Genomic DNA, 21,330 nt, shown 5'->3' with positions numbered 1-21,330 from the left:
AAGCAGCGATAAAAAGAAGAAGGACTGAACATGATTCGAATCGGCCACGGTTTTGACGTGCATAAATTTGGTGGTGAAGGACCGGTGATTATCGGTGGTGTCGCGGTGCCTTACGAGCAAGGTCTGATCGCGCACTCCGATGGCGACGTGGCTTTGCATGCGCTGTGTGATGCGCTGCTTGGCGCGATGGCGGCCGGTGATATCGGCCGCCATTTCCCGGATACCGATGAGAAATGGAAAGGCGCGGACAGCCGAGAGCTACTCAAAGATGTTTACCGCCGGGTGAAGGCGCAGGGTTACCGTCTGGGTAACTGCGATGTCACCATCATGGCTCAGGCTCCGAAAATGGCGCCGCATATCGACGCCATGTGTGCGGCCATCGCGCACGATTTAGAAACAGCATTAACCAACGTCAATGTTAAAGCCACCACGACAGAGCGGCTTGGCTTTACCGGGCGTAAAGAAGGCATTGCCTGTGAGGCTGTGGTACTGCTGGTTAAAGCCTGATCACATCAGGTGATTGGCGTACTGCGCTCACATATCGGAATAAAAAATGACAGATCTTTTATCATCGTTGGCTTATTTATGTGGTAAACCAACAGCGAAAGCAAAAATCAAAGCCAAGCCGGAACACTTTAAGGTGTTTGAGGAGCTGGGCTACGAGTTCAGTGGTCAGGGCGAACAGGTAATGATCCGGATTCGCAAAACCGGTGAGAATACCAGTTTTGTTGCCAATGAACTGGCCAAAGCGTGCGGCGTGAAGTCGAAAGACGTCAGCTGGGCCGGCCTGAAAGACCGCCATGCGGTGACCGAGCAGTGGCTGAGTGTTCACCTGCCACAGGGTAAGTTCCCCAATCTGGCTCAGTTTGAAGCCCAGTATCCGAGTATTGAGGTGCTGGCGATGCAGCGTCACAATAAAAAGCTGCGTCCGGGCGATCTGCAGGGCAACCGGTTTGAGGTGACCTTAAGTGAAGTCAGCGATATGGATGATGTGCTGCAAAGGTTGCAAGTAGTTGCACAGCAAGGCGTTCCGAATTATTTTGGTAATCAGCGCTTTGGCCGCGATGGCAATAACCTGCATGAAGCGCGGCGCTGGGGACGAGAGAATGTGCGTACCCGCAACCAGAGTCAGCGTAGCCTGTATCTGTCCAGTGCCCGTTCGTGGATCTTTAATCATATCGTGTCTGCGCGCATTGAGGCCGGCTGTTTTTATCGCTTTATTGACGGCGACATCGCCCTGCAAGGTAAGGAGCAGTCATTGGTTGAGGCCGATAAGCTCAGCGAATGGAACGCGCTGCTGGAACAAGGTCAGGCGGCGATTTCTGCGGCGTTGGCGGGTGACAACGCGCTGCCAACCCGTAGTGACGCGCTGGCGCTGGAGCAGCCGCAGCTGGATGCGGAGCCGGACCTGCTCAAGCTGATTGGCGGTAACCGTATGCGTCATGATCGACGTGCGGTGTCGATGATGCCGCAGGATCTGAGCTGGGACGTCAACGGTGATGAGATTACCCTGCGCTTTGCGCTGGATGCCGGCAGCTTCGCGACCTCGATTGTACGCGAGCTGGTGGAAGAGATTGCCGTCGAACGGGTCTATGAGTGAATACCGCGTGGCTACGAATGAACAAAGCGGTTTTATGAGTGAACATCAACAGGCGTAACGGACGGATGAGTGATAAAAAATTAAAAATTCTGCTCAGTAATGATGATGGCGTATACGCGGAGGGCATTCGTGCTCTGGCTTATGCGCTGGCAGATATGGCTGAAATCGTGATTGTCGCCCCGGATCGCAACCGCAGCGGAGCGTCGAACTCTCTGACCTTAGAGCAGCCATTACGCGTCACCAAGATTGAACCGAATACCTATTCAGTGCAGGGCACGCCGACCGACTGCGTGCATTTTGCGTTAAACGAGCTGATGAAAGATGATTTGCCGGATCTGGTGCTGAGTGGTATCAACCACGGCGCTAACCTCGGCGATGACGTGCTCTATTCAGGCACGGTTGCGGCGGCGATGGAAGGCCATTTCCTCGGCGTGCAGTCGATTGCGTTTTCTCTGGTCGGAAAACATCATTTTGCCACCGCGGGGAAAATTGCCCGTCAGCTGGTTGAGCAACATTTATCTTCTCCGATTCCGACCAACCGATTAATCAATGTCAACATTCCGGATGTGCCGTTGGCCAAACTGCAAGGCCAGAAGGTCACGCGCCTGGGTGCCCGTCACCATGCCGAGAATATGATTAAACAGAAAGACCCGCGTGGCCACGATATCTACTGGCTTGGTCCTCCGGGGCGTGAGCAGGATGCCGGTGAAGGCACCGATTTCCATGCGGTTGAGCATGGTTTTGTGTCGATTACGCCGCTGCAGGTGGATTTGACGGCCCATGAGTCGCTGGGCGCGATGAACGACTGGTTGATGACCAAGGGAAAGGAAGGTGCGGATGACTAATCCGAAAGCGGACAAACTGATTCAACTGTTATCCGGTCACGGTATTAGTGATGAGAAAGTACTGGCCGCCATCCACGCTCTGCCACGGGAAAAGTTCGTGTCGCAGGCGATGATGCATCAGGCCTATGATAATAACGCTTTGCCGATCGGTCAGGGTCAGACCATTTCCCAGCCTTACATCGTGGCGAAAATGACCCAGATGCTCGGGTTGCAGCGTGACAGTAAGGTGCTGGAAGTTGGCACAGGCTCTGGTTACCAGACCGCAGTGCTGGCACAGCTGGTCGATCATGTCTGTTCGGTGGAGCGGATAAAGTCGCTGCAGTGGGAAGCAAAGCGCCGTCTTAAGCAGCTCGATATTTATAATGTTTCCACCAAACACGGTGACGGCTGGCAGGGCTGGGCGGCGAAAGGGCCGTTTGATGCCATCATTGTGACCGCAGCCGCTCCCGTTGTTCCGCAGGCTCTGCTGGATCAACTGGCTGACGGCGGACGTCTGGTGATCCCGGTCGGTGAAGAAGAGCAGCAACTGCTGCTGATTGTTCGCCATGGTGACCATTTCGACACCCATGTGGTGGAGATGGTGCGTTTTGTGCCTTTAGTTTCTGGTGATCTGGCCTGATGCGCCCGCTTTGGTGCCGAAGTTTACTGGTCGCAGGGCTGTGTAGTCTGATGATAGGCTGCGTAGCGCATACCCCTGCGCCGGTATCGGGACTGAAGAAAGATTACACCTCTATCGAACGTGGCAGTTATCGTGGCAGCTACTATGAGGTTCGCCGTGGCGATACCTTGTACTACATCGCCTATATTACCGATAAGAACGTTAATGACATCATTCGTTACAATAATCTGCCGAAACCTTACACCATTCACCCGGGGCAGAAACTTAAGCTCTGGCAGCCTGCCTACACGCCTCCCGCTTATGGCGGCACCGGAGCTGGTCCAGCGGTTGCTGTGGCTGCGGCCGCATCAGCGCCGGCTAAAGCAGCGGCTTCTGCTGCTAAACCGATCAAAATGAGCAATGGCTCTAATACCGCATCAATATCACAAACTGCTAATGTAACCGCTGATCAGGTTAAAAAATACCCAAATAAGGGTGTTGAACAATCAAAACCAAAGGAGTATGTTGGTTCTGTAAATAAACAAACTGTTAACAAAAAAGTAAGTGAATCTTCATCTTCGAACGCTAAGGTAGCTCAATCGAACGCCAGGCCAGCGAGTTCCAACGCTAAGCCAGCGAGTTCGAGTGCTAAAAAGCCAGCGAGTTCGAGTGCTAAAGTAGCGAAGTGGATGTGGCCGACTAAAGGTCGGGTGATTCAGAACTTTTCCGCTGGGGATCAAGGCAACAAGGGGATCGACATCGCAGGACAGCGCGGTCAGTCCATCATGTCCACCGCAGCAGGAACAGTGGTTTATTCGGGCAGTGCACTACGCGGATATGGCAATCTAGTCATTATCAAGCACAACGATCATTATCTGAGTGCTTATGCCCACAACGATCGGTTGCTGGTTAAAGAAGGACAAAGTGTAAACGCCGGCCAGAAGATAGCCACAATGGGCAGTTCAGGAGCCAGTAGTGTTCGCTTACATTTTGAAATTCGTTATCAAGGTAAGTCAGTGAATCCAAAACGCTACTTACCATAAACATACTTGTTCAGAGTCATGTGACATTAAGCAGTAGTAATGTCTTGCTAGCTCGCCAGGGGAGGCGCTATGAGTATCAGCAATACAGCCACTAAAGTCGACGAAGAGTTTGAATTCGATGCCGAAGCAATGAATGCCGCGGAAGCTGAAGAACAACTCACTAACAGTAAAGACCAATCTGAAGAGATTCGCGAAGAATTTGACGCATCGACGAAGAGTCTGGATGCCACTCAGATGTATCTGAGTGAGATTGGTTTCTCACCACTTTTAACCGCCGAAGAAGAAGTTTTGTATGCCCGTCGTGCTCTGCGCGGCGATGAAGCGGCACGCAAACGTATGATCGAAAGTAACCTGCGCCTGGTGGTCAAGATCTCACGCCGTTACAGCAATCGTGGTCTGGCTCTGCTTGATCTGATTGAAGAAGGCAACCTGGGTCTGATCCGTGCGGTGGAAAAATTTGATCCGGAACGCGGCTTCCGTTTCTCGACCTACGCCACCTGGTGGATCCGCCAGACCATTGAACGTGCGCTGATGAACCAGACCCGTACCATTCGTCTGCCGATTCACGTCGTCAAAGAGCTCAACATTTACCTGCGTACTGCGCGTGAACTGTCGCAAAAACTCGATCACGAGCCAACGGCAGAAGAGATCGCACTGGAGCTGGATAAACCGGTGGATGATGTCAGTAAAATGCTGCGCCTCAATGAGCGTATCAGCTCAGTGGATACGCCGATTGGTGGTGACGGCGACAAAGCGCTGCTCGACATTATTCCGGACATCAACAACTCGGACCCGGAAGTCTCGACTCAGGACGATGACATCCGTGACTCACTGGTTGCCTGGCTGGATGAACTGAATCCGAAACAGAAAGAAGTGCTGGCGCGCCGTTTTGGCCTGCTCGGTTATGAACCTTCTACGCTGGAAGAAGTCGGTCGCGAAATTAACCTGACCCGTGAGCGGGTACGTCAGATCCAGGTCGAAGGCCTGCGTCGTCTGCGTGAAATCCTGATGAAACAGGGTCTGAATATGGAATCGCTGTTTAACGTAGAAAACGAGCAATAATCCGTTAGTGATACCTTTTACCGATATTGTTCTTACGGCATTGTACCCTGCTGAATTGTACCTTACTGCGCCGTTTAGCAAGGCCAACGTGCAGCTAAAGCGGTCAATGCGCAGCTTAAATATGAAAAAGGCACTCAGTTGAGTGCCTTTTTTGATCTTGCTGAATGTGTGAACTTACCGACCGTCAGTTGATGCCGGCAAGGCTCAGAGCATTTTCTTCAGGCGGTACAACGCTTCCAGTGCCTGACGCGGGGTCAGATCATCCGGGTCGATACCGGCCAGCGCCTGTTCCACTTCGCTTGGCTCCGGGATAAGGCTGAGCTGATTGGTGATATCCACCTGACTTGGGTGGCTGCTTGGTTGCTGCAGGCTGAGCTGCTCTAACTGGCTCAGTTTGCTGCGCGCGTTCTTGATCACCGCTTTCGGTACACCGGCCAGTCCGGCTACGGCCAGACCATACGACTTGCTGGCCGCGCCTTCCTGCACTGCGTGCATAAAGGCAATATCATCGCCGTGTTCTACCGCGTCTAAATGGACATTGGCCAGATGCGGCAGGGTGTTGGGCAGCTCGGTCAGCTCAAAGTAATGGGTCGCAAACAGCGTCATCGAGCCAATTTGTTTGGCCAGCCATTCCGCACTGGCCCAGGCCAGAGACAGGCCATCATAGGTACTGGTGCCGCGGCCAATTTCGTCCATCAGTACCAGGCTGCGAGCGGTGGCATTGTGGAGAATGTTGGCGGTTTCGGTCATCTCAACCATAAAGGTCGAACGGCCTGAGGCCAGATCGTCTGACGCGCCGATACGGGTGAAAATGCGATCCAGCGAGCCGATACGGGCGGACTCGGCCGGTACATAGGCACCGATGTGCGCCAGCAGGGCAATCAAAGCGGTCTGGCGCATATAAGTCGATTTACCGCCCATATTCGGACCGGTAATGATCAGCATTTTACGCTGCGGATTCAGCTCTATCGGGTTGGCGATAAAGGGTTCGTCCAGCACCTGCTCGACCACTGGGTGGCGGCCGCCCTGAATATGAATGCCCGGCTCTTCGCTCAGTTGCGGACGGCAGTAATCGAGGCTTTCTGCCCGTTCGGCCAGGTTTTGCAGTACGTCCAGTTGCGACAGCGCTGAGGCCAGGTTCTGCATCTGCTCCAGTTGTGGCAGCAGCAGATCAAACAGTTGCTCCCACAGCTGTTTTTCCAGTGCCAGTGCTTTGGATTTGGAATTGAGTACCTTGTCTTCGTGCTGTTTCAGTTCCGGAATAATGTAGCGTTCGGCATTTTTCAGGGTCTGGCGACGCACATAGTGCGGTGGCACCAGGTGGCTCTGGCCGCGGCTGACCTGAATATAAAAGCCGTGCACATTGTTATAGCCGACTTTGAGCGTGTCGATGCCGTGGCGATCGCGCTCTTCTGCCTCCAGTTTGTCGAGGTATTCGGTCGCGCCGTTGGCCAGATCGCGCCATTCATCCAGTTCGGCACTGTAGCCGTCGGCAATCACGCCGCCATCGCGGATCACCACTGGCGGGTTGTCCTTGATCGACTGCTCAAGCAGTTCGCATAGCTCATCAAGAGGCTGGGCGAACTCACGCAGTTTGCCAAGATAGTCGCCTTCAAGCGGCTGCAATACGTCACTTAGCTCCGGCAGTTGCTGCAGCGCGTTGCGCAGGCGGGCCAGATCGCGCGGCCGGGCCGAGCGCAGGGCGAGACGGGCCAGAATACGTTCGATATCACCTATCTGTTTCAGCACCGGATAGAGATCGGCAAACAGGCCCTGCTGTTTGATTTCCCCAATCGCATCGAGACGCTGATTGAGGGTATCCAGGCTGCGCATCGGCTGGTGGATCCAGCGTTTCAGCATCCGGCTGCCCATCGGGGTGGCACAGTGATCAAGCACTTCGGCCAGAGTGTTGTCGCTGCCGCCGGCCAGGTTCTGGGTCAGTTCCAGATTACGGCGGGTCGCAGCATCGAGGATCACTGAGTGATCCTGACGGTCAAACGTCAGCGAGCGGATATGCGGCAGGGCGGTGCGTTGGGTGTCTTTGACATACTGGATCAGGCAGCCGGCCGCACACAGGCCCAGCTTGGCCTGCTCGACGCCGAAACCAACCAGGTCACGGGTGCCGAACTGCTGGTTGAGCTGCTGCTTGGCGGTGTCGAGTTCAAACTCCCACACCGGGCGACGGCGGTTACCCTGACGGCTGGCCATCAAATGCACCGGTTCGAAATCTTCCGGAAACAGCAGCTCGCGCGGCGCGGTGCGCTGCAGTTCGGCCGCCATGGCTTCTTCCGACTCCGGCTCACTGAGCTGGAAACGGCCGGAGGTAATGTCCAGCGTGGCGTAACCAAAGCGGCCATTATGGTAGTAAATCGCCGCGATCAGGTTATCAACCCGCTCCGAGAGCAGGGCTTCGTCGGTGACCGTGCCCGGCGTGACAATACGCACCACTTTACGTTCCACCGGGCCTTTGCTGGTGGCCGGGTCGCCGATTTGTTCACAAATAGCCACCGATTCGCCGAGCTGAACCAGTTTGGCCAGATACCCTTCCACGGCATGAAATGGCACACCGGCCATCGGGATCGGCTCCCCGGCCGACGCGCCGCGTTTGGTCAGGGAAATATCCAGCAGGTGCGAGGCACGTTTGGCATCGTCATAAAACAGCTCATAAAAGTCGCCCATCCGGTAAAACAGCAAAATATCCGGATTCTCTGCTTTGAGTTTGAGATATTGCTGCATCATGGGCGTATGTTTTTGCTCGGCAGTCACGGGTTACTTCTTTTGTTTGTGGACATAGCGGCTTAGGATACGTGAATCCCTATCGAGCGAAAAGACACAACAAGAGGTTTTTGGGCATGGAATTGCAGCAACGATTAAGTGAACAGGTAGGCGAGTTATTGCTTGCACGGCAGCAGGTGCTGGTCACGGCAGAATCTTGTACCGGTGGTGGTGTGGCCGCCGCGGTCACCGACATTGCCGGCAGCTCGGCCTGGTTTGACCGCGCCTTTGTCACCTACAGTAACGAGGCCAAGCAGGAGATGATTGGCGTGCGCGCAGAAACGCTGGCGGAGCATGGCGCGGTATCTGAGCCGGTGGTGATTGAGATGGCGCAGGGCGCACTGGCCCATTCGAACGGCACCATCGCAGTGTCGATCAGCGGCATCGCCGGACCCGGTGGCGGCAGCGAAGAAAAACCGGTCGGCATGGTCTGTTTTGCCTGGGCGGACAAGCAGGGCTGGCAGCAGGTTGAGACTCAGTTTTTTGCCGGCGATCGGCAAACAGTGCGTCAGTTAGCGGTACAGCATGCCCTGGCCGGGGTGGCAAACCATTTATCAGTAAGTTAGTTTGAAGTTTGTCGGGTTGCTGCAAGTTTTTTCTATACAGGGGTGGACACTGTATGAATCAACAGTATAATGAGCAGCAATATGACAGCTTATGTCGAAGCAAATTTTACGCATTCACGTATCACTATTGATAGCCTCACCATGAGCAGTAGTGACAGTCTGGAGAGAGTAATGGACGAGAACAAACAGAAGGCTCTGGCCGCAGCCCTGGGTCAAATTGAAAAGCAATTCGGTAAAGGTTCCATCATGCGTCTGGGTGATAACCGCACCATGGATGTTGAAACCATTTCTACAGGTTCACTTTCTCTGGATATCGCTCTGGGTGCCGGTGGCCTGCCAATGGGTCGTATCGTCGAAGTTTACGGTCCTGAATCATCAGGTAAAACCACACTGACTCTGGAACTGATTGCCGCTGCGCAGCGTGAAGGTAAAACCTGTGCCTTTATCGATGCTGAGCACGCACTGGATCCTGTCTATGCCAAGAAGCTGGGCGTAGATATCGACGCACTGCTGGTGTCTCAGCCGGATACCGGTGAACAGGCGCTGGAAATTTGTGATGCGCTGGCTCGTTCAGGTGCGATTGACGTTATGGTGGTGGACTCGGTTGCAGCACTGACGCCGAAAGCGGAAATCGAAGGTGAGATGGGCGACAGCCACATGGGTCTGCAGGCACGTATGCTGTCACAGGCGATGCGTAAGCTGACCGGTAACCTGAAACAGTCGAACTGTATGTGTATCTTCATCAACCAGATCCGTATGAAGATCGGGGTGATGTTCGGTAACCCGGAAACCACAACAGGTGGTAACGCGCTGAAGTTCTACGCGTCAGTCCGTCTCGATATCCGTCGTACCGGCTCGATTAAAGAAGGCGACGAAGTGGTCGGTAACGAAACCCGTATCAAAGTGGTTAAGAACAAGATCGCGGCACCATTTAAAGAAGCCAATACTCAGATCATGTACGGTCAGGGCTTTAACCGCGAAGGTGAGCTGGTGGATCTGGGCGTGAAACACAAGCTGGTGGAAAAAGCCGGTGCCTGGTACAGCTACAATGGCGATAAAATTGGCCAGGGCAAAGCAAACGCGTGTAAGTACCTGCGTGAGAACACCCATATTGCCAAAGAACTGGACACTAAACTGCGTGATATGCTGCTGAACCCGACTCAGGTGCCAGCCGATGAGCCAGAGTTTGGTGCAGTGCCAGAGCAAGAAGAAGAGTTGTAAGCCGCGCGGTTTGCCACCGAGCAAGACTGGCTTACAATCAACAGTTAATCAAAGCCTCGCCTGTGCGGGGCTTTGCCTATTCTGGCGTGCTAAGCCGCGCTCACCTCATCAATGTGATTCACACGCCAAGGAGCGACTATGTTTGGCAAATCTTCTCCGCGCAGTTGTCAGGAGAGTGCACTGGCACTGCTGTCACGCCGTGACCATGGCGAACATGAACTGGCGCAGAAACTGCAACAAAAGGGCTACCCCGAGCAGGAGATCGCCCAGGCGCTCAGCTTTTGTCTTGAGCACCGCTTTCTGGACGACTTGCGTTTTGCCCACAGCCAGGTGCGTCAGCACATCAGTAAAGGTCACGGTGAACGGCGCATTCGTCAGGAGCTGCAGCAAAAACGGGTCAACGGTGACCTGATTGATCAGGCGCTGGCCGAAGAGGGCACCGACTGGTTTGAACTGGCCAGACAGACGGCGCAGAAAAAATTCAGCGATTTGCGCGGCAAGGATAATAAAGAGTATGCCAAACGGGTGCGTTTTCTGCAGTACCGCGGTTTCAGCTTTGAGCAAATCCAGTATGCGCTGAGTGACGAGACCGAATAATCCCACCTGTGCCCGGGGGCTGGCCGGACTCTCTGTTGTCCTGTCGGTTGCGGGCAAATTTAACCTTCTGACATTGGATTAAAATTCAATTCATTTTCGTCTTTTCTTGAAGAAAACTAGGCGAAGTCTTATCCATGCTTTACAATAGCGCAAAATTCTAACTTGAGTATTTCAGGAAGAGCTGCATGTACATGAGCACGGATGAGGTTCGCCGCGCGTTCCTCTCATTCTTTGAAAGTAAAGGCCACCAAATTGTCGAGAGTTCATCTCTGGTGCCTGATAATGACCCGACCCTGCTGTTCACCAACGCAGGTATGAACCAGTTTAAAGATTGTTTCCTAGGCTTGGAGAAGCGTGGATACACCCGAGCGGCGACCGCGCAACGCTGTGTGCGTGCCGGTGGTAAGCACAACGATCTGGAAAACGTGGGCTTCACCGCACGTCACCACACATTCTTCGAAATGTTAGGTAACTTCAGCTTTGGTGACTATTTCAAAGAAGATGCGATTAAGTTTGCATGGGAGTTTCTGACTGATGTACTGAAACTGCCAAAAGACCGCCTGCTGGTTACGGTTTACCAAACCGATGATGAAGCGTTTGATATCTGGAATAAACAAGTGGGTGTTCCGGCGGATCGTATTGTGCGCATCGGCGATAAGCCGGGCGGCAAAGCGTACGAATCAGACAACTTCTGGCAGATGGGTGACACCGGCCCTTGTGGTCCGTGTACCGAAATTTTCTACGATCACGGTGATCACATCTGGGGCGGCCGTCCGGGCACACCAGAAGAAGACGGTGACCGTTTCATCGAAATCTGGAACAACGTTTTCATGCAGTTCAACCGTCACGCTGACGGCACTATGGAACCGCTGCCAAAACCATCGGTAGATACCGGTATGGGTATCGAGCGTATCTCTGCCATCATGCAGGGCGTACACTCTAACTACGAAATCGATGTGTTCCAGACGCTGATTAAAGCGACGGCGGAAGTGATTGGTTACGACGACCTGTCTAATCAGTCACTGCGCGTGGTGGCAGACCACATCCGTTCTTGTGCGTTCCTGATTGTGGATGGCGTAATGCCGTCTAACGAAGGCCGTGGCTATGTACTGCGCCGTATCATTCGTCGTGCGGTACGTCATGGTAACAAGCTGGGTGCTCAGGGTTCTTTCTTCCACAAACTGGTTGGCCCTCTGGCGGACATCATGGGCACAGCCGGTGATATTCTGAAGAACCAACAGGCTATCGTGGAAAAAGTACTGCGCATCGAAGAAGAAAACTTCGGCCGCACCCTGGATCGCGGTATGTCACTGCTCAATGAAGCTCTGGACAACCTGCAAGGTAACGAGCTGGACGGCGAGACTGTCTTCAAGCTGTACGATACTTACGGTTTCCCGGCTGACCTGACCAACGACGTGGCACGTGAGCGTGGTTTCATCATTGATGAAGCGGGCTTTGAAGCGGCGATGGAAGAGCAGCGTCAGCGCGCGCGTGAAGCGGGTAACTTTGGTGCTGACTACAACTCAATGATCAAAGTGGACGGCAAAACTGAATTCTGTGGCTACGGCGCGACAGCCGGTCAAAGCCGCATCAGCAAGCTGTTTGTCGAAGGCAATGAAGTTTCTTCACTGTCGGCAGGCGATCAGGCGATCATCATTCTGGATGAAACGCCGTTCTACGCGGAGTCAGGTGGTCAGTGCGGTGATACCGGTACGATCAAAACTGAATCTGGTGTTTTCCAGGTTGAAGATACTCAGAAACTGGGGAACGCGATTGCTCATTACGGTGTGTTGGCGGAAGGCGTATTTGCTGAAGGCGACAGCGTGACCACGGATGTGGATGCCAAGCGTCGTAAAGCGATTTCACTCAACCACTCAGCGACACACCTGATGCACGAAGCGCTGCGCCGTATTCTGGGCGAGCACGTCATGCAGAAAGGCTCGCTGGTGCGTGCTGAAGCGCTGCGTTTTGACTTCTCTCATCTGGAAGCGGTCACTGCTGAAGAGCTGAAAGAAGTTGAGCGTATGGTGAACGAACAAGTGCGTCGTAACCACCCGATCGAAACCAACATCATGGATGTGGAATCGGCGAAAGCGAAAGGTGCGATGGCACTGTTTGGCGAGAAATACGAAGAGATGGTACGCGTACTGTCGATGGGTGATTTCTCCACTGAACTGTGTGGTGGTATCCACGCCAACAGTACTGGTGATATCGGCCTGTTCAAAATCATCTCGGAAAGCGGTATCGCAGCCGGTGTGCGTCGTATCGAAGCGGTGACCGGTGAAGCGGCGCTGGATTACCTGGACGAGCAACAGGCTCAGTACCAGCAGAAAATGAACGAGATGGCGTCAAAAGCGAAGACTCTGGAAAAAGAGATCAATCAGCTGAAAGACAAACTGGCAGCGAAAGAAAGTGCCAACCTGACCAGCAATGTCAAAGAGATTGCCGGCGTGAAGGTACTGGTTGCGCAGTTGGATGGCGCGGATAACAAAGCGCTGCGCGGTATGGTTGATGAACTGAAAAACCAGATGGGCAGCGGCATCATCATGCTGGGTAACGTGGCTGACGATAAAGTGGGCCTGATTGCTGGTGTGACAAAAGATCTGACGGCTAAAGTGAAAGCCGGTGAGCTGGTCAATATGGTGGCCCAGCAAGTCGGTGGTAAAGGCGGTGGTCGTCCTGATATGGCTCAGGCGGGTGGCAGCGATGCAGCAGCATTGCCGGCAGCGCTTGCGTCAGTCGATGCCTGGATTTCCGAGCGTCTGTAACGATCAAATCGTTATTCATTGAAAATTAAAGACACTCAATCAGCGTTTTGTTGATTGAGTGTAACTTTATCTGGTCAACCAAGTGGTTTAATTAGCTTGAGCAACAGCGGGCTGATTAGCCGCTTGGTTTTGTTTTTTATTGTGATCAAACTGATATTCAACTGATTGTTGACAGGTTTGGTCTTAATGAGACTTCGGTCCTGGGAAGGTGAATACTGGTGAAAAAGCCCATTATCGTGCAAAAGTTTGGTGGCACTTCAGTTGGTTCAATTGAAAACATGCACTTAGTCGCCAAGCACATCATCAAAGCGAAAGATGATGGTAATCAAGTTGTTGTAGTTGTTTCTGCTATGTCGGGTGAAACCAACCGTCTGCTGGGCCTGGCCCATCAGGTGGACAGTGTTCCGACTGCCAGAGAACTTGATGTTTTGCTCTCTGCCGGTGAGCAGGTATCTATGGCACTGGTGGCGATGACCCTGAATAAACTGGGTTATGCGGCGCGCTCGTTAACGGGCGGTCAGGCAAATATCGTCACCGATAATCAGCATAATGATGCGACGATTAAAGCCATTGATACTCAGGCGATAACGGACCTGCTGGAGCAGGATCAAATTGTTATCGTGGCCGGATTCCAGGGTGTTAATGAGAATGGGGATATCACCACGTTAGGCCGCGGCGGTTCTGATACCAGTGCGGTGACGTTGGCGGGCGCCTTAAAAGCGGATGAGTGTCAGATCTTTACTGATGTTGACGGGGTATATACCTGCGATCCGCGTGTGGTTCCTGGCGCGAAAAAGCTGGATGTGATTGATTTTCCTTCAATGGAAGAGATGGCTCGTAAAGGCGCTAAGGTCCTGCACCTGCCATGCGTTCGTTTCGCATGGAAAAACCAGGTTCCGCTGCGCGTTCTGTCGACCTTTGATGTTAATGCCGGCAGCCTGATTAAAGGCGAAACCGGTACTCAGCCAATCTGCGGCCTGGCGCTGCAGCGTGATTTGGCGTTGGTCACGGTTGATCATGACTCACTTGCCGCGTTGACAGCACAATGTCAGATGCTGGGAATTGAAGTGTGGAATGTGATCGAAAAGGCAGAATGGGCGGGTGTTGTGATAAAACATGACGCTTGTGCTAAGTTGGATCTGGTGTTCAGCAATAAAATCCGTAATAGTGAGCAAGTAAGCTTACTGACCAAGGTTGGTTTGCAAGCACCAGAACTGAAGGAACAGTGTTGTGCATTGTTGGCGGCAAATAATATTGGGGTTGAGCATGTTTCAACCACTTCACAATCATTAATGTTAATGCTTTCGCCGCAAAATATTGATAAAGCAGCAAATATTTTACATGAAGCTTATATTGATTCGCAGCTTTTCGTCGCAGTTGAAGCTAAACATGCCTGTTCGGGATGATTAGTCTGCATTAGAGAGTTTACGTAAATATAACTTTTAGTGGATAATAAAAGCGTTGCAAGAGAATACAGAGATCACTCAAGGAGCAAATAATGCTAATTTTGACTCGCCGTGTTGGCGAAACACTCATGATCGGTGACGAAGTGACAGTGACTGTGCTGGGCGTAAAAGGTAACCAGGTACGTATCGGTGTGAATGCTCCAAAAGAAGTATCGGTACACCGTGAAGAAATCTACATGCGCATTCAAGCGGAAAAGGGTAATGGTAACGTTGCATCAGGCAACTACTGATTATCAGAGAAGGGCCGGCAATTTTGCCGGCCTTTTTTGTCGTGTTTTTTATCGGGATAAGGGGATTTGAATGGTGAAAGTTCAAATTCCCGGCGCTTTGGTTAAATAGCCAACGCTTAAGCAGTTTTTTATTATTTTTGCCAAGAAAGTGTTTGACATATTTTTGGTAAAACGTAATATGAGCCCCCCGCAAGACGGTGAGGTGGCCGAGAGGCCGAAGGCGCTCCCCTGCTAAGGGAGTATGCGGTTTGTAGCCGCATCGAGGGTTCGAATCCCTCCCTCACCGCCATTCTTGCGACGCTTAATTTTAGCATGTTAAGTGAAATGCGCGTCCGTAGCTCAGCTGGATAGAGTACCTGGCTACGAACCAGGCGGTCAGAGGTTCGAATCCTCTCCGGACGCGCCATATTCCTGCGGGAATATGCAAGGTTCTCTTGGGACATAAGTTCTTTGAGAAGAAAAGTGGTGAGGTGGCCGAGAGGCCGAAGGCGCTCCCCTGCTAAGGGAGTATGTGGTTTGTAGCCGCATCGAGGGTTCGAATCCCTCCCTCACCGCCATTTCTTGACCTTAGGTCAATTTTTTATTCCAAAAGAATAAAAACGTGATATAGTTCACACCTCAAAACGTGATACACTTCACACACTGCGCGCTCGTAGCTCAGCTGGATAGAGTACCTGGCTACGAACCAGGCGGTCAGAGGTTCGAATCCTCTCGAGCGCGCCACTATTTTTAAGCTTCTGATTTATCAGGAGTCGATTGCAGAAGCGGGATTTCTCGCTGCTACAGTCAAGCCTGCGCGTCCGTAGCTCAGCTGGATAGAGTACCTGGCTACGAACCAGGCGGTCAGAGGTTCGAATCCTCTCGGACGCGCCACTTTTCAGTTTGAAAGGTTACTCAGGTTTTATCCTGAATTGCTTTTTGAACCGGACTTCTGGTTACAGAAGTATTGGGAAGGGTATTGCCCTGTTTATCTTTGGTTTATCCGCCATTGATAACAAACATTGCGCGCTCGTAGCTCAGCTGGATAGAGTACCTGGCTACGAACCAGGCGGTCAGAGGTTCGAATCCTCTCGAGCGCGCCACTATTTTTAAGCTTTTGATTTATCAAAAGTCGATTGCAGAAGCGGGATTTCTCGCTGCTACAGTCAAGCCTGCGCGTCCGTAGCTCAGCTGGATAGAGTACCTGGCTACGAACCAGGCGGTCAGAGGTTCGAATCCTCTCGGACGCGCCACTTTTCAGTTTGAAAAGTTACTCAGGTTTTATCCTGAATCGCTTTTTGAACCGAGCTTCTGTTTACAGAAGCAATGTGAAGGGCATTGCCCTGTTTATCTTGGCTTTATTTGCCATCGATAACAAACATTGCGCGCTCGTAGCTCAGCTGGATAGAGTACCTGGCTACGAACCAGGCGGTCAGAGGTTCGAATCCTCTCGAGCGCGCCACCTTTCTAAAGCCCTGCATTCGTGCGGGGCTTTTTTGTTTACATTTCATTAGCATTTTGTCTATTCTTTATTTACAACTCTTTGTTTTTACAAAGCGAGTTGCCACTTTATTAACCGCATCTCAATTTTCATTCCGATTATCTACTAACCTCGTCATATTCGGCACATAACTGAGCGAGTAAATCGCAGATTGCATGACATTTTGTGATTTGTGTGACGAATCTTACGCTGATTTTGTGGCAAGCCTTAAAGAGTGGTGTGAACTAAATTGACAATTTTTCACCACAATTGATAATCCTTGTTCACATATCGCTGCGTCTTTATACGTATGCGGTATATGTTGTCAGGATGACACTGAAAGGAAGCAAAATGACAAATATCGGAAGCCTGCTAGTTGATGCGGCCACCCTGATGGTTACAGGGATGACGGTCGTATTTCTATTCCTCACCATTTTGGTTTATCTCGTTCGGTTAATGTCTAAATGGGTACCACAAGAAGTACCTCAGCCGATCGTATCCAAGTCCCCAGCGAAAAAAATGCAACCCGCCTCTGCTGCTGTCAGCCCTCAGGTTGTGGCTGCGATTTCCGCTGCTGTACACCAACACCGTACTTCAGCGGCGAAGTAGTCAGAATTTAAAAGGAGTTTATAAGCATGTCTAAACCACTCGCTATTACCGATGTGGTCCTTCGTGACGCACATCAATCCCTGTTCGCGACGCGTATGCGTATCGAGGATATGTTACCGATCGCTGCCGAACTGGACAAAGTGGGCTACTGGTCGCTGGAGACCTGGGGCGGCGCCACCTTCGATGCCTGTATCCGTTATCTGGGTGAAGATCCGTGGCAGCGTCTGCGCGCGCTGAAACAAGCGATGCCGAATACGCCGATGCAGATGCTGCTGCGTGGTCAGAACCTGCTTGGTTACCGTCACTACGCCGATGACGTGGTGGAAAAATTTGTTGAACGTGCCCATGCCAACGGCATGGATGTGTTCCGTATCTTTGATGCGATGAACGATGTACGTAACTTCGAGAAGGCGGTGAAAGCCACGATTGATGTCGGCGGTCATGCCCAGGGCACCATGTCTTATACCACCAGTCCGGTGCATAACATCGAGACCTGGGTTGACCTGGCCAAGCGCCTGGAAGATCTCGGCTGTCACTCGCTGTGTATCAAAGATATGTCCGGTCTGCTCAAGCCGTATGAAGCGGATGAACTGATCCGCCGTATTAAGGCCTCGTGTGATGTGCCGCTGGCGCTGCACTGCCATGCCACGACTGGTCTGTCGACCGCAACCGCGATTAAAGCGGTTGAAGCCGGTATCGATATTCTGGATACCGCGATCTCCTCCATGAGCCAGACTTACGGCCACACCCCGACTGAAACCGTGGTGGCGATGCTGGAAGGCACAGAGCGCGATACCCAGCTGCAACTGGAAAAACTGGCGCCGATTGCGGCCTACTTCCGTGAAGTGCGCAAAAAATACGCTCAATTCGAAGGTCAGCTGAAAGGGGTCGATTCACGTATCCTGATTGCCCAGGTTCCGGGCGGGATGCTGACTAACATGGAAAGCCAGCTTAAAGAGCAGGGCGCGTCTGATCGTATGGACGAAGTGCTGCAGGAGATCCCGCGTGTGCGTCAGGATCTCGGTTATATCCCGCTGGTGACACCCACCTCGCAGATCGTCGGCACTCAGTCGGTGATCAATGTGCTGACCGGTGAGCGCTACAAGAGCATCACCAAAGAGACGGCTGGTGTGCTGAAAGGCGAATACGGTGCGACGCCGGCCGAGGTCAATGCTGAGCTGCAAAACCGCGTGCTGGAAGGCGCTGAGCCGATTACCTGCCGCCCGGCTGATCTGCTCAGTGATGAGCTGGATAACCTGACCAGTGAGCTGCAGGTTAAAGCGAAAGCCAACGGTATCCGACTGGCGGATGAGCAGGTGGATGATGTACTGACTTACGCCTTATTCCCGCAAGTTGGCCTCAAGTTTCTTACCAATCGCGGCAATCCGGATGCGTTTGAACCGGCACCAGGCAGTGAGCCAGCGCCTGCTGCGCCTTCATCTGCGCCTGCCGCATCTGCCGGTAAGATTGAAACTTACAGCGTGAAAGTGGACGGTCAGGTCTACAACGTCGAAGTCGGGCCGCAGGGCCAGCTGACGTCGGTCTCTCCGGCAGCAGCACCGGCGGCGGCGGCCCCGGTCGTCGCGGCGCAGGATGCCGAATCGATTCCGGCACCGCTGGCCGGCAATATCTTCAAAATCAATGTCCATGCCGGCAGCGAAGTCGCCGAAGGCGATATTCTGGTGGTACTGGAAGCGATGAAGATGGAAACCGAAATTCGCGCCGCACGCGGCGGTGTGGTGCAGGAGCTGCTGGTCAAAGAGGGTGACTCTGTGACTGTCGGCGCACCTCTGCTCAGCCTGGCGTAAGGGAGAACCATGGACGGATTAATGACCCTGTGGCTGGAAACCGGCATTGCCAATTTCCAGTTTGGCCAGATCATCATGATTCTGGTCGGCTGCCTGCTGCTGTTTCTGGCGATCAGTAAAGGCTTTGAGCCTTTGCTGTTGCTGCCGATTGGCTTTGGTGCGGTGCTGGCCAACATTCCTAACGCCGGATTTACCGAGCCGGGCGGCCTGTTGTACTACGTCTACCATATCGGTATTGAGTCGGGTGTCTTCCCGCTGCTGATTTTTATGGGCGTTGGTGCGATGACCGACTTTGGCGCTTTGATCGCCAACCCGAAAACCCTCTGGCTTGGCGCAGCGGCGCAGCTGGGTATTTTCGCCACGCTGTTCGGGGCGATTTTGCTCAACTATGTGCCGGGCATGGAGTTCACCATGGCCGATGCGTCGTCAATCGCGATTATCGGTGGTGCGGACGGCCCGACGGCGATTTTCCTCGCCAGTCAGTTGTCGCCGGATCTGCTCGGTGCGATTGCGGTAGCGGCGTACAGCTATATGGCGCTGGTGCCGATTATTCAGCCGCCGATCATGAAAGCGCTGACCACGCCAGAAGAGCGTCAGATCAAAATGGCGCAGCTGCGTCATGTCGGTAAAGCGGAAAAGATCCTTTTCCCGCTGATGGTACTGCTGATGACGATTCTGTTCCTGCCGGCGGCGACGCCGCTGGTCGGTATGTTCTGTCTGGGTAACCTGATGCGTGAAGCGGGCGTGGTCGAGCGTTTGTCTAAAACGGCGCAGAACGAGCTGATCAACATAGTGACCATTTTCCTTGGCCTGGGTGTCGGCTCTAAACTGCAGGCAGACAAGTTCCTCAACCTGGAGACGCTGGGTATCCTGGCGCTGGGTGCGGCGGCATTCAGTATCGGTACTGCCGGTGGCGTACTGATGGCGAAGCTGCTCAACAAGTTCTCCAAAGAGGACATCAACCCGCTGATTGGCGCGGCCGGTGTATCGGCAGTACCGATGGCAGCGCGGGTGGTCAACAAAGTCGGTCTGCAGGCCAATCCGCAGAACTTTTTGCTGATGCATGCCATGGGGCCCAACGTGGCCGGGGTATTGGGTTCGGCAGTTGCCGCGGGTGTGTTGCTGGCGCTGGTCGGTTAGCTATCTATCGGTTAACTAAAGGCCAAATTGCGAAGCCCGTATTCACGGTCGCAGATAATTTGGTATATATTCAAAGGGATGCTTCGGCATCCTTTTTTCATTTCGCCCACAGGCTCAAGGAAAGGACATGGACAACAAGCAGATTGTAATTACCCGATTTGGCGGGCCGGACGTGCTCGCCATTCAATCATCCGCGCTACCCGAGCCGCAGGCCGGCGAAGTATTGGTTAAGGTCGCCTTTGCCGGCGTGAATCCGATTGACGTGAAAACCCGGGCCGGGCTTGGCTGGGCCGCCGCGCAGAATAAAGACAATCTGCCTTGGGTGCCGGGTTATGATATTTCCGGCTCCGTGGTCAAAGTCGGCGAAGGTGTCAGCGCTCTGCAGCCGGGCGCGAATGTGGCGGGCTTTATCGGCTTTCCGCTGCGTGGCGGTGGTTACAGTCAGTATGTGTGCGTGCCGCAAAGTGAGCTGAGTGTGGTGCCGGATGCGGTCACACTCGAAGCCGCGGCGGTGTTACCGCTGGCCGGACAAACCGCCGCTCAGGCGCTGAGCAAAGCCGAAGTGAAAGAAGGTGAACGAGTGCTGATCCTGGCCGGGGCCGGCGGCGTCGGTCATCTGGCGGTGCAAATCGCCATTGCGGCCAAAGCCGAAGTGTATACCACCTGCAGTGAAGGTAACCTGGATTACCTTGCCACCTTAGGCGCGCATGCGATTAACTACAATTTCGAGCCGGTGTCACAGCGTCTGCAGGATGTGGATGTGCTGATTGACCTGGTCGGCGGCGATGCGGCGCTGGATGCGCTCAAGTGTCTGAGCGATGACGCGCGGGTGGTCACTGTGCCGACGTTAAGCGCCGAGCTGATTTGTGAAAAAGCCAAGCTGCTTGGCTTTAATGCCACCGGTATGCTGGTTGACCCCAATCCGCAGCAACTCGATACCATGCTGTACATGGTCAGTGTCGGCTTGTTGAAAACCGAAATTCAGCACGTCTATCCGCTGACCGAGGCGGCGCAGGCCCACATTCAGCTTGAGTCTGGCCATACCCGGGGCAAGGTACTGCTTGATATGCAATGCTAGAGTGGATTAACTCTGGCTTTTCCCAACTGATTCCCCCTGTTTGCAGACTCCGCCCTGTGGGTGCTGTTCTGGGGCGGGTTTCTCAGTGCAACTCTACTGCCCGGCGGCTCCGAAGCCGCCGTGGTTGCAACCTTATCTCTTCCGCAATACTCGCCAATCATGATTGTTCTGGTGGCAACACTGGGCAATACCCTGGGTGGTATGACAAACTACTGGCTTGGTTTGTGGCTGCCAAATCGAACTGATCAGGAAAAGCAGGGTCATAAAGCTTTAGCCTGGCTGCATAAACACGGCTACTGGGCTCTGCTGCTGAGCTGGTTACCGATTATCGGTGATCCGCTCTGTCTGGCGGCTGGCTGGCTTCGTATGCACTGGTTTTTGGTCGCCTTACTGATTCTGATTGGCAAAGCCGCACGTTATTCTTTGCTGGCTGCTGTTTTTTATGGTTTTTTCTAAGGATATGTC

The 21,330-nt window shown here is 53.2% G+C and carries 17 protein-coding genes, 8 tRNA genes and 1 pseudogene; 25 read left to right on the top strand and 1 reads right to left on the bottom strand.

The window, feature by feature from the left end; all coding sequences use genetic code 11:
- The first annotated feature begins 30 nt into the window (after positions 1–30).
- The 6 genes from ispF to rpoS all read left to right on the top strand — a co-directional run bounded on the left by ispF (position 31) and on the right by rpoS (position 5,148).
- A complete protein-coding gene (ispF, locus tag KNV97_RS16080; protein ID WP_218562318.1) occupies positions 31–507 on the top strand; it encodes a 2-C-methyl-D-erythritol 2,4-cyclodiphosphate synthase in 477 nt (158 codons plus the stop codon).
- Between the two features lie 46 nt (positions 508–553).
- Positions 554–1,600 (top strand): tRNA pseudouridine(13) synthase TruD, encoded by a 1,047-nt coding sequence (gene truD, locus KNV97_RS16075; protein WP_218562317.1) that lies wholly within the window; start codon positions 554–556, stop codon positions 1,598–1,600.
- Between the two features lie 65 nt (positions 1,601–1,665).
- On the top strand, positions 1,666–2,445 hold the full coding sequence (gene surE, locus KNV97_RS16070; RefSeq protein WP_136483304.1) for a 5'/3'-nucleotidase SurE: 780 nt from the start codon (positions 1,666–1,668) through the stop codon (positions 2,443–2,445).
- The gene (locus KNV97_RS16065) at positions 2,438–3,064 is read left to right on the top strand and encodes a protein-L-isoaspartate(D-aspartate) O-methyltransferase (protein WP_136483305.1); all 627 of its coding nucleotides are present in this window, start codon (positions 2,438–2,440) and stop codon (positions 3,062–3,064) included. Before surE ends, KNV97_RS16065 begins: the two co-directional genes overlap by 8 nt.
- 50 nt (positions 3,065–3,114) lie before the next feature.
- On the top strand, positions 3,115–4,086 hold the full coding sequence (locus tag KNV97_RS16060) for a peptidoglycan DD-metalloendopeptidase family protein (protein WP_256612128.1): 972 nt from the start codon (positions 3,115–3,117) through the stop codon (positions 4,084–4,086).
- Positions 4,087–4,215: 129 nt separating this feature from the next.
- Positions 4,216–5,148: an RNA polymerase sigma factor RpoS gene (rpoS, locus tag KNV97_RS16055; RefSeq protein ID WP_407701911.1), complete on the top strand. Its 933-nt coding sequence runs from the start codon at positions 4,216–4,218 to the stop codon at positions 5,146–5,148.
- Between the two features lie 204 nt (positions 5,149–5,352).
- On the opposite strand, the gene mutS is transcribed toward rpoS, so the two are convergent.
- Positions 5,353–7,914 (bottom strand): DNA mismatch repair protein MutS, encoded by a 2,562-nt coding sequence (gene mutS, locus KNV97_RS16050; RefSeq protein ID WP_218562315.1) that lies wholly within the window; start codon positions 7,912–7,914, stop codon positions 5,353–5,355.
- Positions 7,915–8,000: 86 nt separating this feature from the next.
- Here mutS and pncC point away from each other — a divergent pair, with 86 nt between their 5' ends.
- From pncC to KNV97_RS15955, 19 genes and pseudogenes are all read left to right on the top strand, one after another.
- Positions 8,001–8,489: a nicotinamide-nucleotide amidase gene (gene pncC, locus KNV97_RS16045; RefSeq protein ID WP_218562314.1), complete on the top strand. Its 489-nt coding sequence runs from the start codon at positions 8,001–8,003 to the stop codon at positions 8,487–8,489.
- 171 nt (positions 8,490–8,660) lie between these two features.
- Complete coding sequence (gene recA, locus KNV97_RS16040; protein ID WP_136483310.1) at positions 8,661–9,710, top strand: recombinase RecA; 1,050 nt, start codon at positions 8,661–8,663, stop codon at positions 9,708–9,710.
- A 138-nt stretch (positions 9,711–9,848) separates the two neighbouring features.
- Positions 9,849–10,307, top strand: a complete 459-nt coding sequence (recX, locus tag KNV97_RS16035; protein WP_136483311.1) for a recombination regulator RecX — start codon at positions 9,849–9,851, stop codon at positions 10,305–10,307.
- A 185-nt stretch (positions 10,308–10,492) separates the two neighbouring features.
- Complete coding sequence (gene alaS, locus KNV97_RS16030) at positions 10,493–13,075, top strand: alanine--tRNA ligase (protein ID WP_218562313.1); 2,583 nt, start codon at positions 10,493–10,495, stop codon at positions 13,073–13,075.
- A 218-nt stretch (positions 13,076–13,293) separates the two neighbouring features.
- Positions 13,294–14,481 (top strand): aspartate kinase, encoded by a 1,188-nt coding sequence (locus KNV97_RS16025; RefSeq protein WP_218562312.1) that lies wholly within the window; start codon positions 13,294–13,296, stop codon positions 14,479–14,481.
- Between the two features lie 92 nt (positions 14,482–14,573).
- A complete protein-coding gene (csrA, locus tag KNV97_RS16020) occupies positions 14,574–14,771 on the top strand; it encodes a carbon storage regulator CsrA (RefSeq protein ID WP_004415691.1) in 198 nt (65 codons plus the stop codon).
- Between the two features lie 196 nt (positions 14,772–14,967).
- A tRNA-Ser gene (locus KNV97_RS16015) sits at positions 14,968–15,060 on the top strand.
- Between the two features lie 39 nt (positions 15,061–15,099).
- Positions 15,100–15,177, top strand: a tRNA-Arg gene (locus tag KNV97_RS16010).
- Positions 15,178–15,235: 58 nt separating this feature from the next.
- Positions 15,236–15,328: transfer RNA gene (locus tag KNV97_RS16005), tRNA-Ser, on the top strand.
- A gap of 89 nt (positions 15,329–15,417) precedes the next feature.
- A tRNA-Arg gene (locus KNV97_RS16000) sits at positions 15,418–15,494 on the top strand.
- Between the two features lie 73 nt (positions 15,495–15,567).
- A tRNA-Arg gene (locus KNV97_RS15995) sits at positions 15,568–15,644 on the top strand.
- Between the two features lie 132 nt (positions 15,645–15,776).
- A tRNA-Arg gene (locus KNV97_RS15990) sits at positions 15,777–15,853 on the top strand.
- Between the two features lie 73 nt (positions 15,854–15,926).
- Positions 15,927–16,003 (top strand) — tRNA-Arg (locus KNV97_RS15985).
- Positions 16,004–16,135: 132 nt separating this feature from the next.
- A tRNA-Arg gene (locus tag KNV97_RS15980) sits at positions 16,136–16,212 on the top strand.
- Between the two features lie 369 nt (positions 16,213–16,581).
- The gene (locus KNV97_RS15975) at positions 16,582–16,839 is read left to right on the top strand and encodes an oxaloacetate decarboxylase subunit gamma (protein ID WP_136483314.1); all 258 of its coding nucleotides are present in this window, start codon (positions 16,582–16,584) and stop codon (positions 16,837–16,839) included.
- A 26-nt stretch (positions 16,840–16,865) separates the two neighbouring features.
- Positions 16,866–18,647, top strand: coding sequence for a sodium-extruding oxaloacetate decarboxylase subunit alpha (gene oadA / locus KNV97_RS15970; protein WP_218562311.1), 1,782 nt, complete (start codon positions 16,866–16,868; stop codon positions 18,645–18,647).
- A 9-nt stretch (positions 18,648–18,656) separates the two neighbouring features.
- Positions 18,657–19,787 carry a sodium ion-translocating decarboxylase subunit beta gene (locus KNV97_RS15965; protein ID WP_136483316.1) on the top strand — a complete coding sequence of 377 codons (1,131 nt, stop codon included), beginning with the start codon at positions 18,657–18,659 and terminating at the stop codon, positions 19,785–19,787.
- Between the two features lie 127 nt (positions 19,788–19,914).
- Entirely contained in the window at positions 19,915–20,865 is a 951-nt protein-coding gene (locus tag KNV97_RS15960; RefSeq protein WP_136483317.1) for an NADP-dependent oxidoreductase, read from the top strand.
- Positions 20,859–21,321, top strand: a pseudogene (locus tag KNV97_RS15955) (YqaA family protein). Before KNV97_RS15960 ends, KNV97_RS15955 begins: the two are co-directional and overlap by 7 nt.
- Positions 21,322–21,330: the final 9 nt, after the last annotated feature.

The organism is Vibrio ostreae (assembly GCF_019226825.1).
Classification (GTDB): domain Bacteria; phylum Pseudomonadota; class Gammaproteobacteria; order Enterobacterales; family Vibrionaceae; genus Vibrio; species Vibrio ostreae.
Note: the sequence above shows the minus strand (reverse complement) of the source record. Positions and strands in the feature narration are given on the sequence as shown.

Excerpts from the sequence above, each read along its gene's own strand:
- pncC (WP_218562314.1), top strand. The coding sequence starts at position 8,001 with ATGGAATTGCAGCAACGATTAAGTGAACAGGTAGGCGAGTTATTGCTT.
- rpoS (WP_407701911.1), top strand. The coding sequence starts at position 4,216 with ATGAATGCCGCGGAAGCTGAAGAACAACTCACTAACAGTAAAGACCAA.
- csrA (WP_004415691.1), top strand. The coding sequence starts at position 14,574 with ATGCTAATTTTGACTCGCCGTGTTGGCGAAACACTCATGATCGGTGAC.
- KNV97_RS16060 (WP_256612128.1), top strand. The coding sequence starts at position 3,115 with ATGATAGGCTGCGTAGCGCATACCCCTGCGCCGGTATCGGGACTGAAG.
- recX (WP_136483311.1), top strand. The coding sequence starts at position 9,849 with ATGTTTGGCAAATCTTCTCCGCGCAGTTGTCAGGAGAGTGCACTGGCA.
- ispF (WP_218562318.1), top strand. The coding sequence starts at position 31 with ATGATTCGAATCGGCCACGGTTTTGACGTGCATAAATTTGGTGGTGAA.
- oadA (WP_218562311.1), top strand. The coding sequence starts at position 16,866 with ATGTCTAAACCACTCGCTATTACCGATGTGGTCCTTCGTGACGCACAT.
- KNV97_RS16065 (WP_136483305.1), top strand. The coding sequence starts at position 2,438 with ATGACTAATCCGAAAGCGGACAAACTGATTCAACTGTTATCCGGTCAC.
- KNV97_RS15960 (WP_136483317.1), top strand. The coding sequence starts at position 19,915 with ATGGACAACAAGCAGATTGTAATTACCCGATTTGGCGGGCCGGACGTG.
- surE (WP_136483304.1), top strand. The coding sequence starts at position 1,666 with ATGAGTGATAAAAAATTAAAAATTCTGCTCAGTAATGATGATGGCGTA.
- recA (WP_136483310.1), top strand. The coding sequence starts at position 8,661 with ATGGACGAGAACAAACAGAAGGCTCTGGCCGCAGCCCTGGGTCAAATT.
- truD (WP_218562317.1), top strand. The coding sequence starts at position 554 with ATGACAGATCTTTTATCATCGTTGGCTTATTTATGTGGTAAACCAACA.
- KNV97_RS15975 (WP_136483314.1), top strand. The coding sequence starts at position 16,582 with ATGACAAATATCGGAAGCCTGCTAGTTGATGCGGCCACCCTGATGGTT.
- KNV97_RS15965 (WP_136483316.1), top strand. The coding sequence starts at position 18,657 with ATGGACGGATTAATGACCCTGTGGCTGGAAACCGGCATTGCCAATTTC.
- alaS (WP_218562313.1), top strand. The coding sequence starts at position 10,493 with ATGTACATGAGCACGGATGAGGTTCGCCGCGCGTTCCTCTCATTCTTT.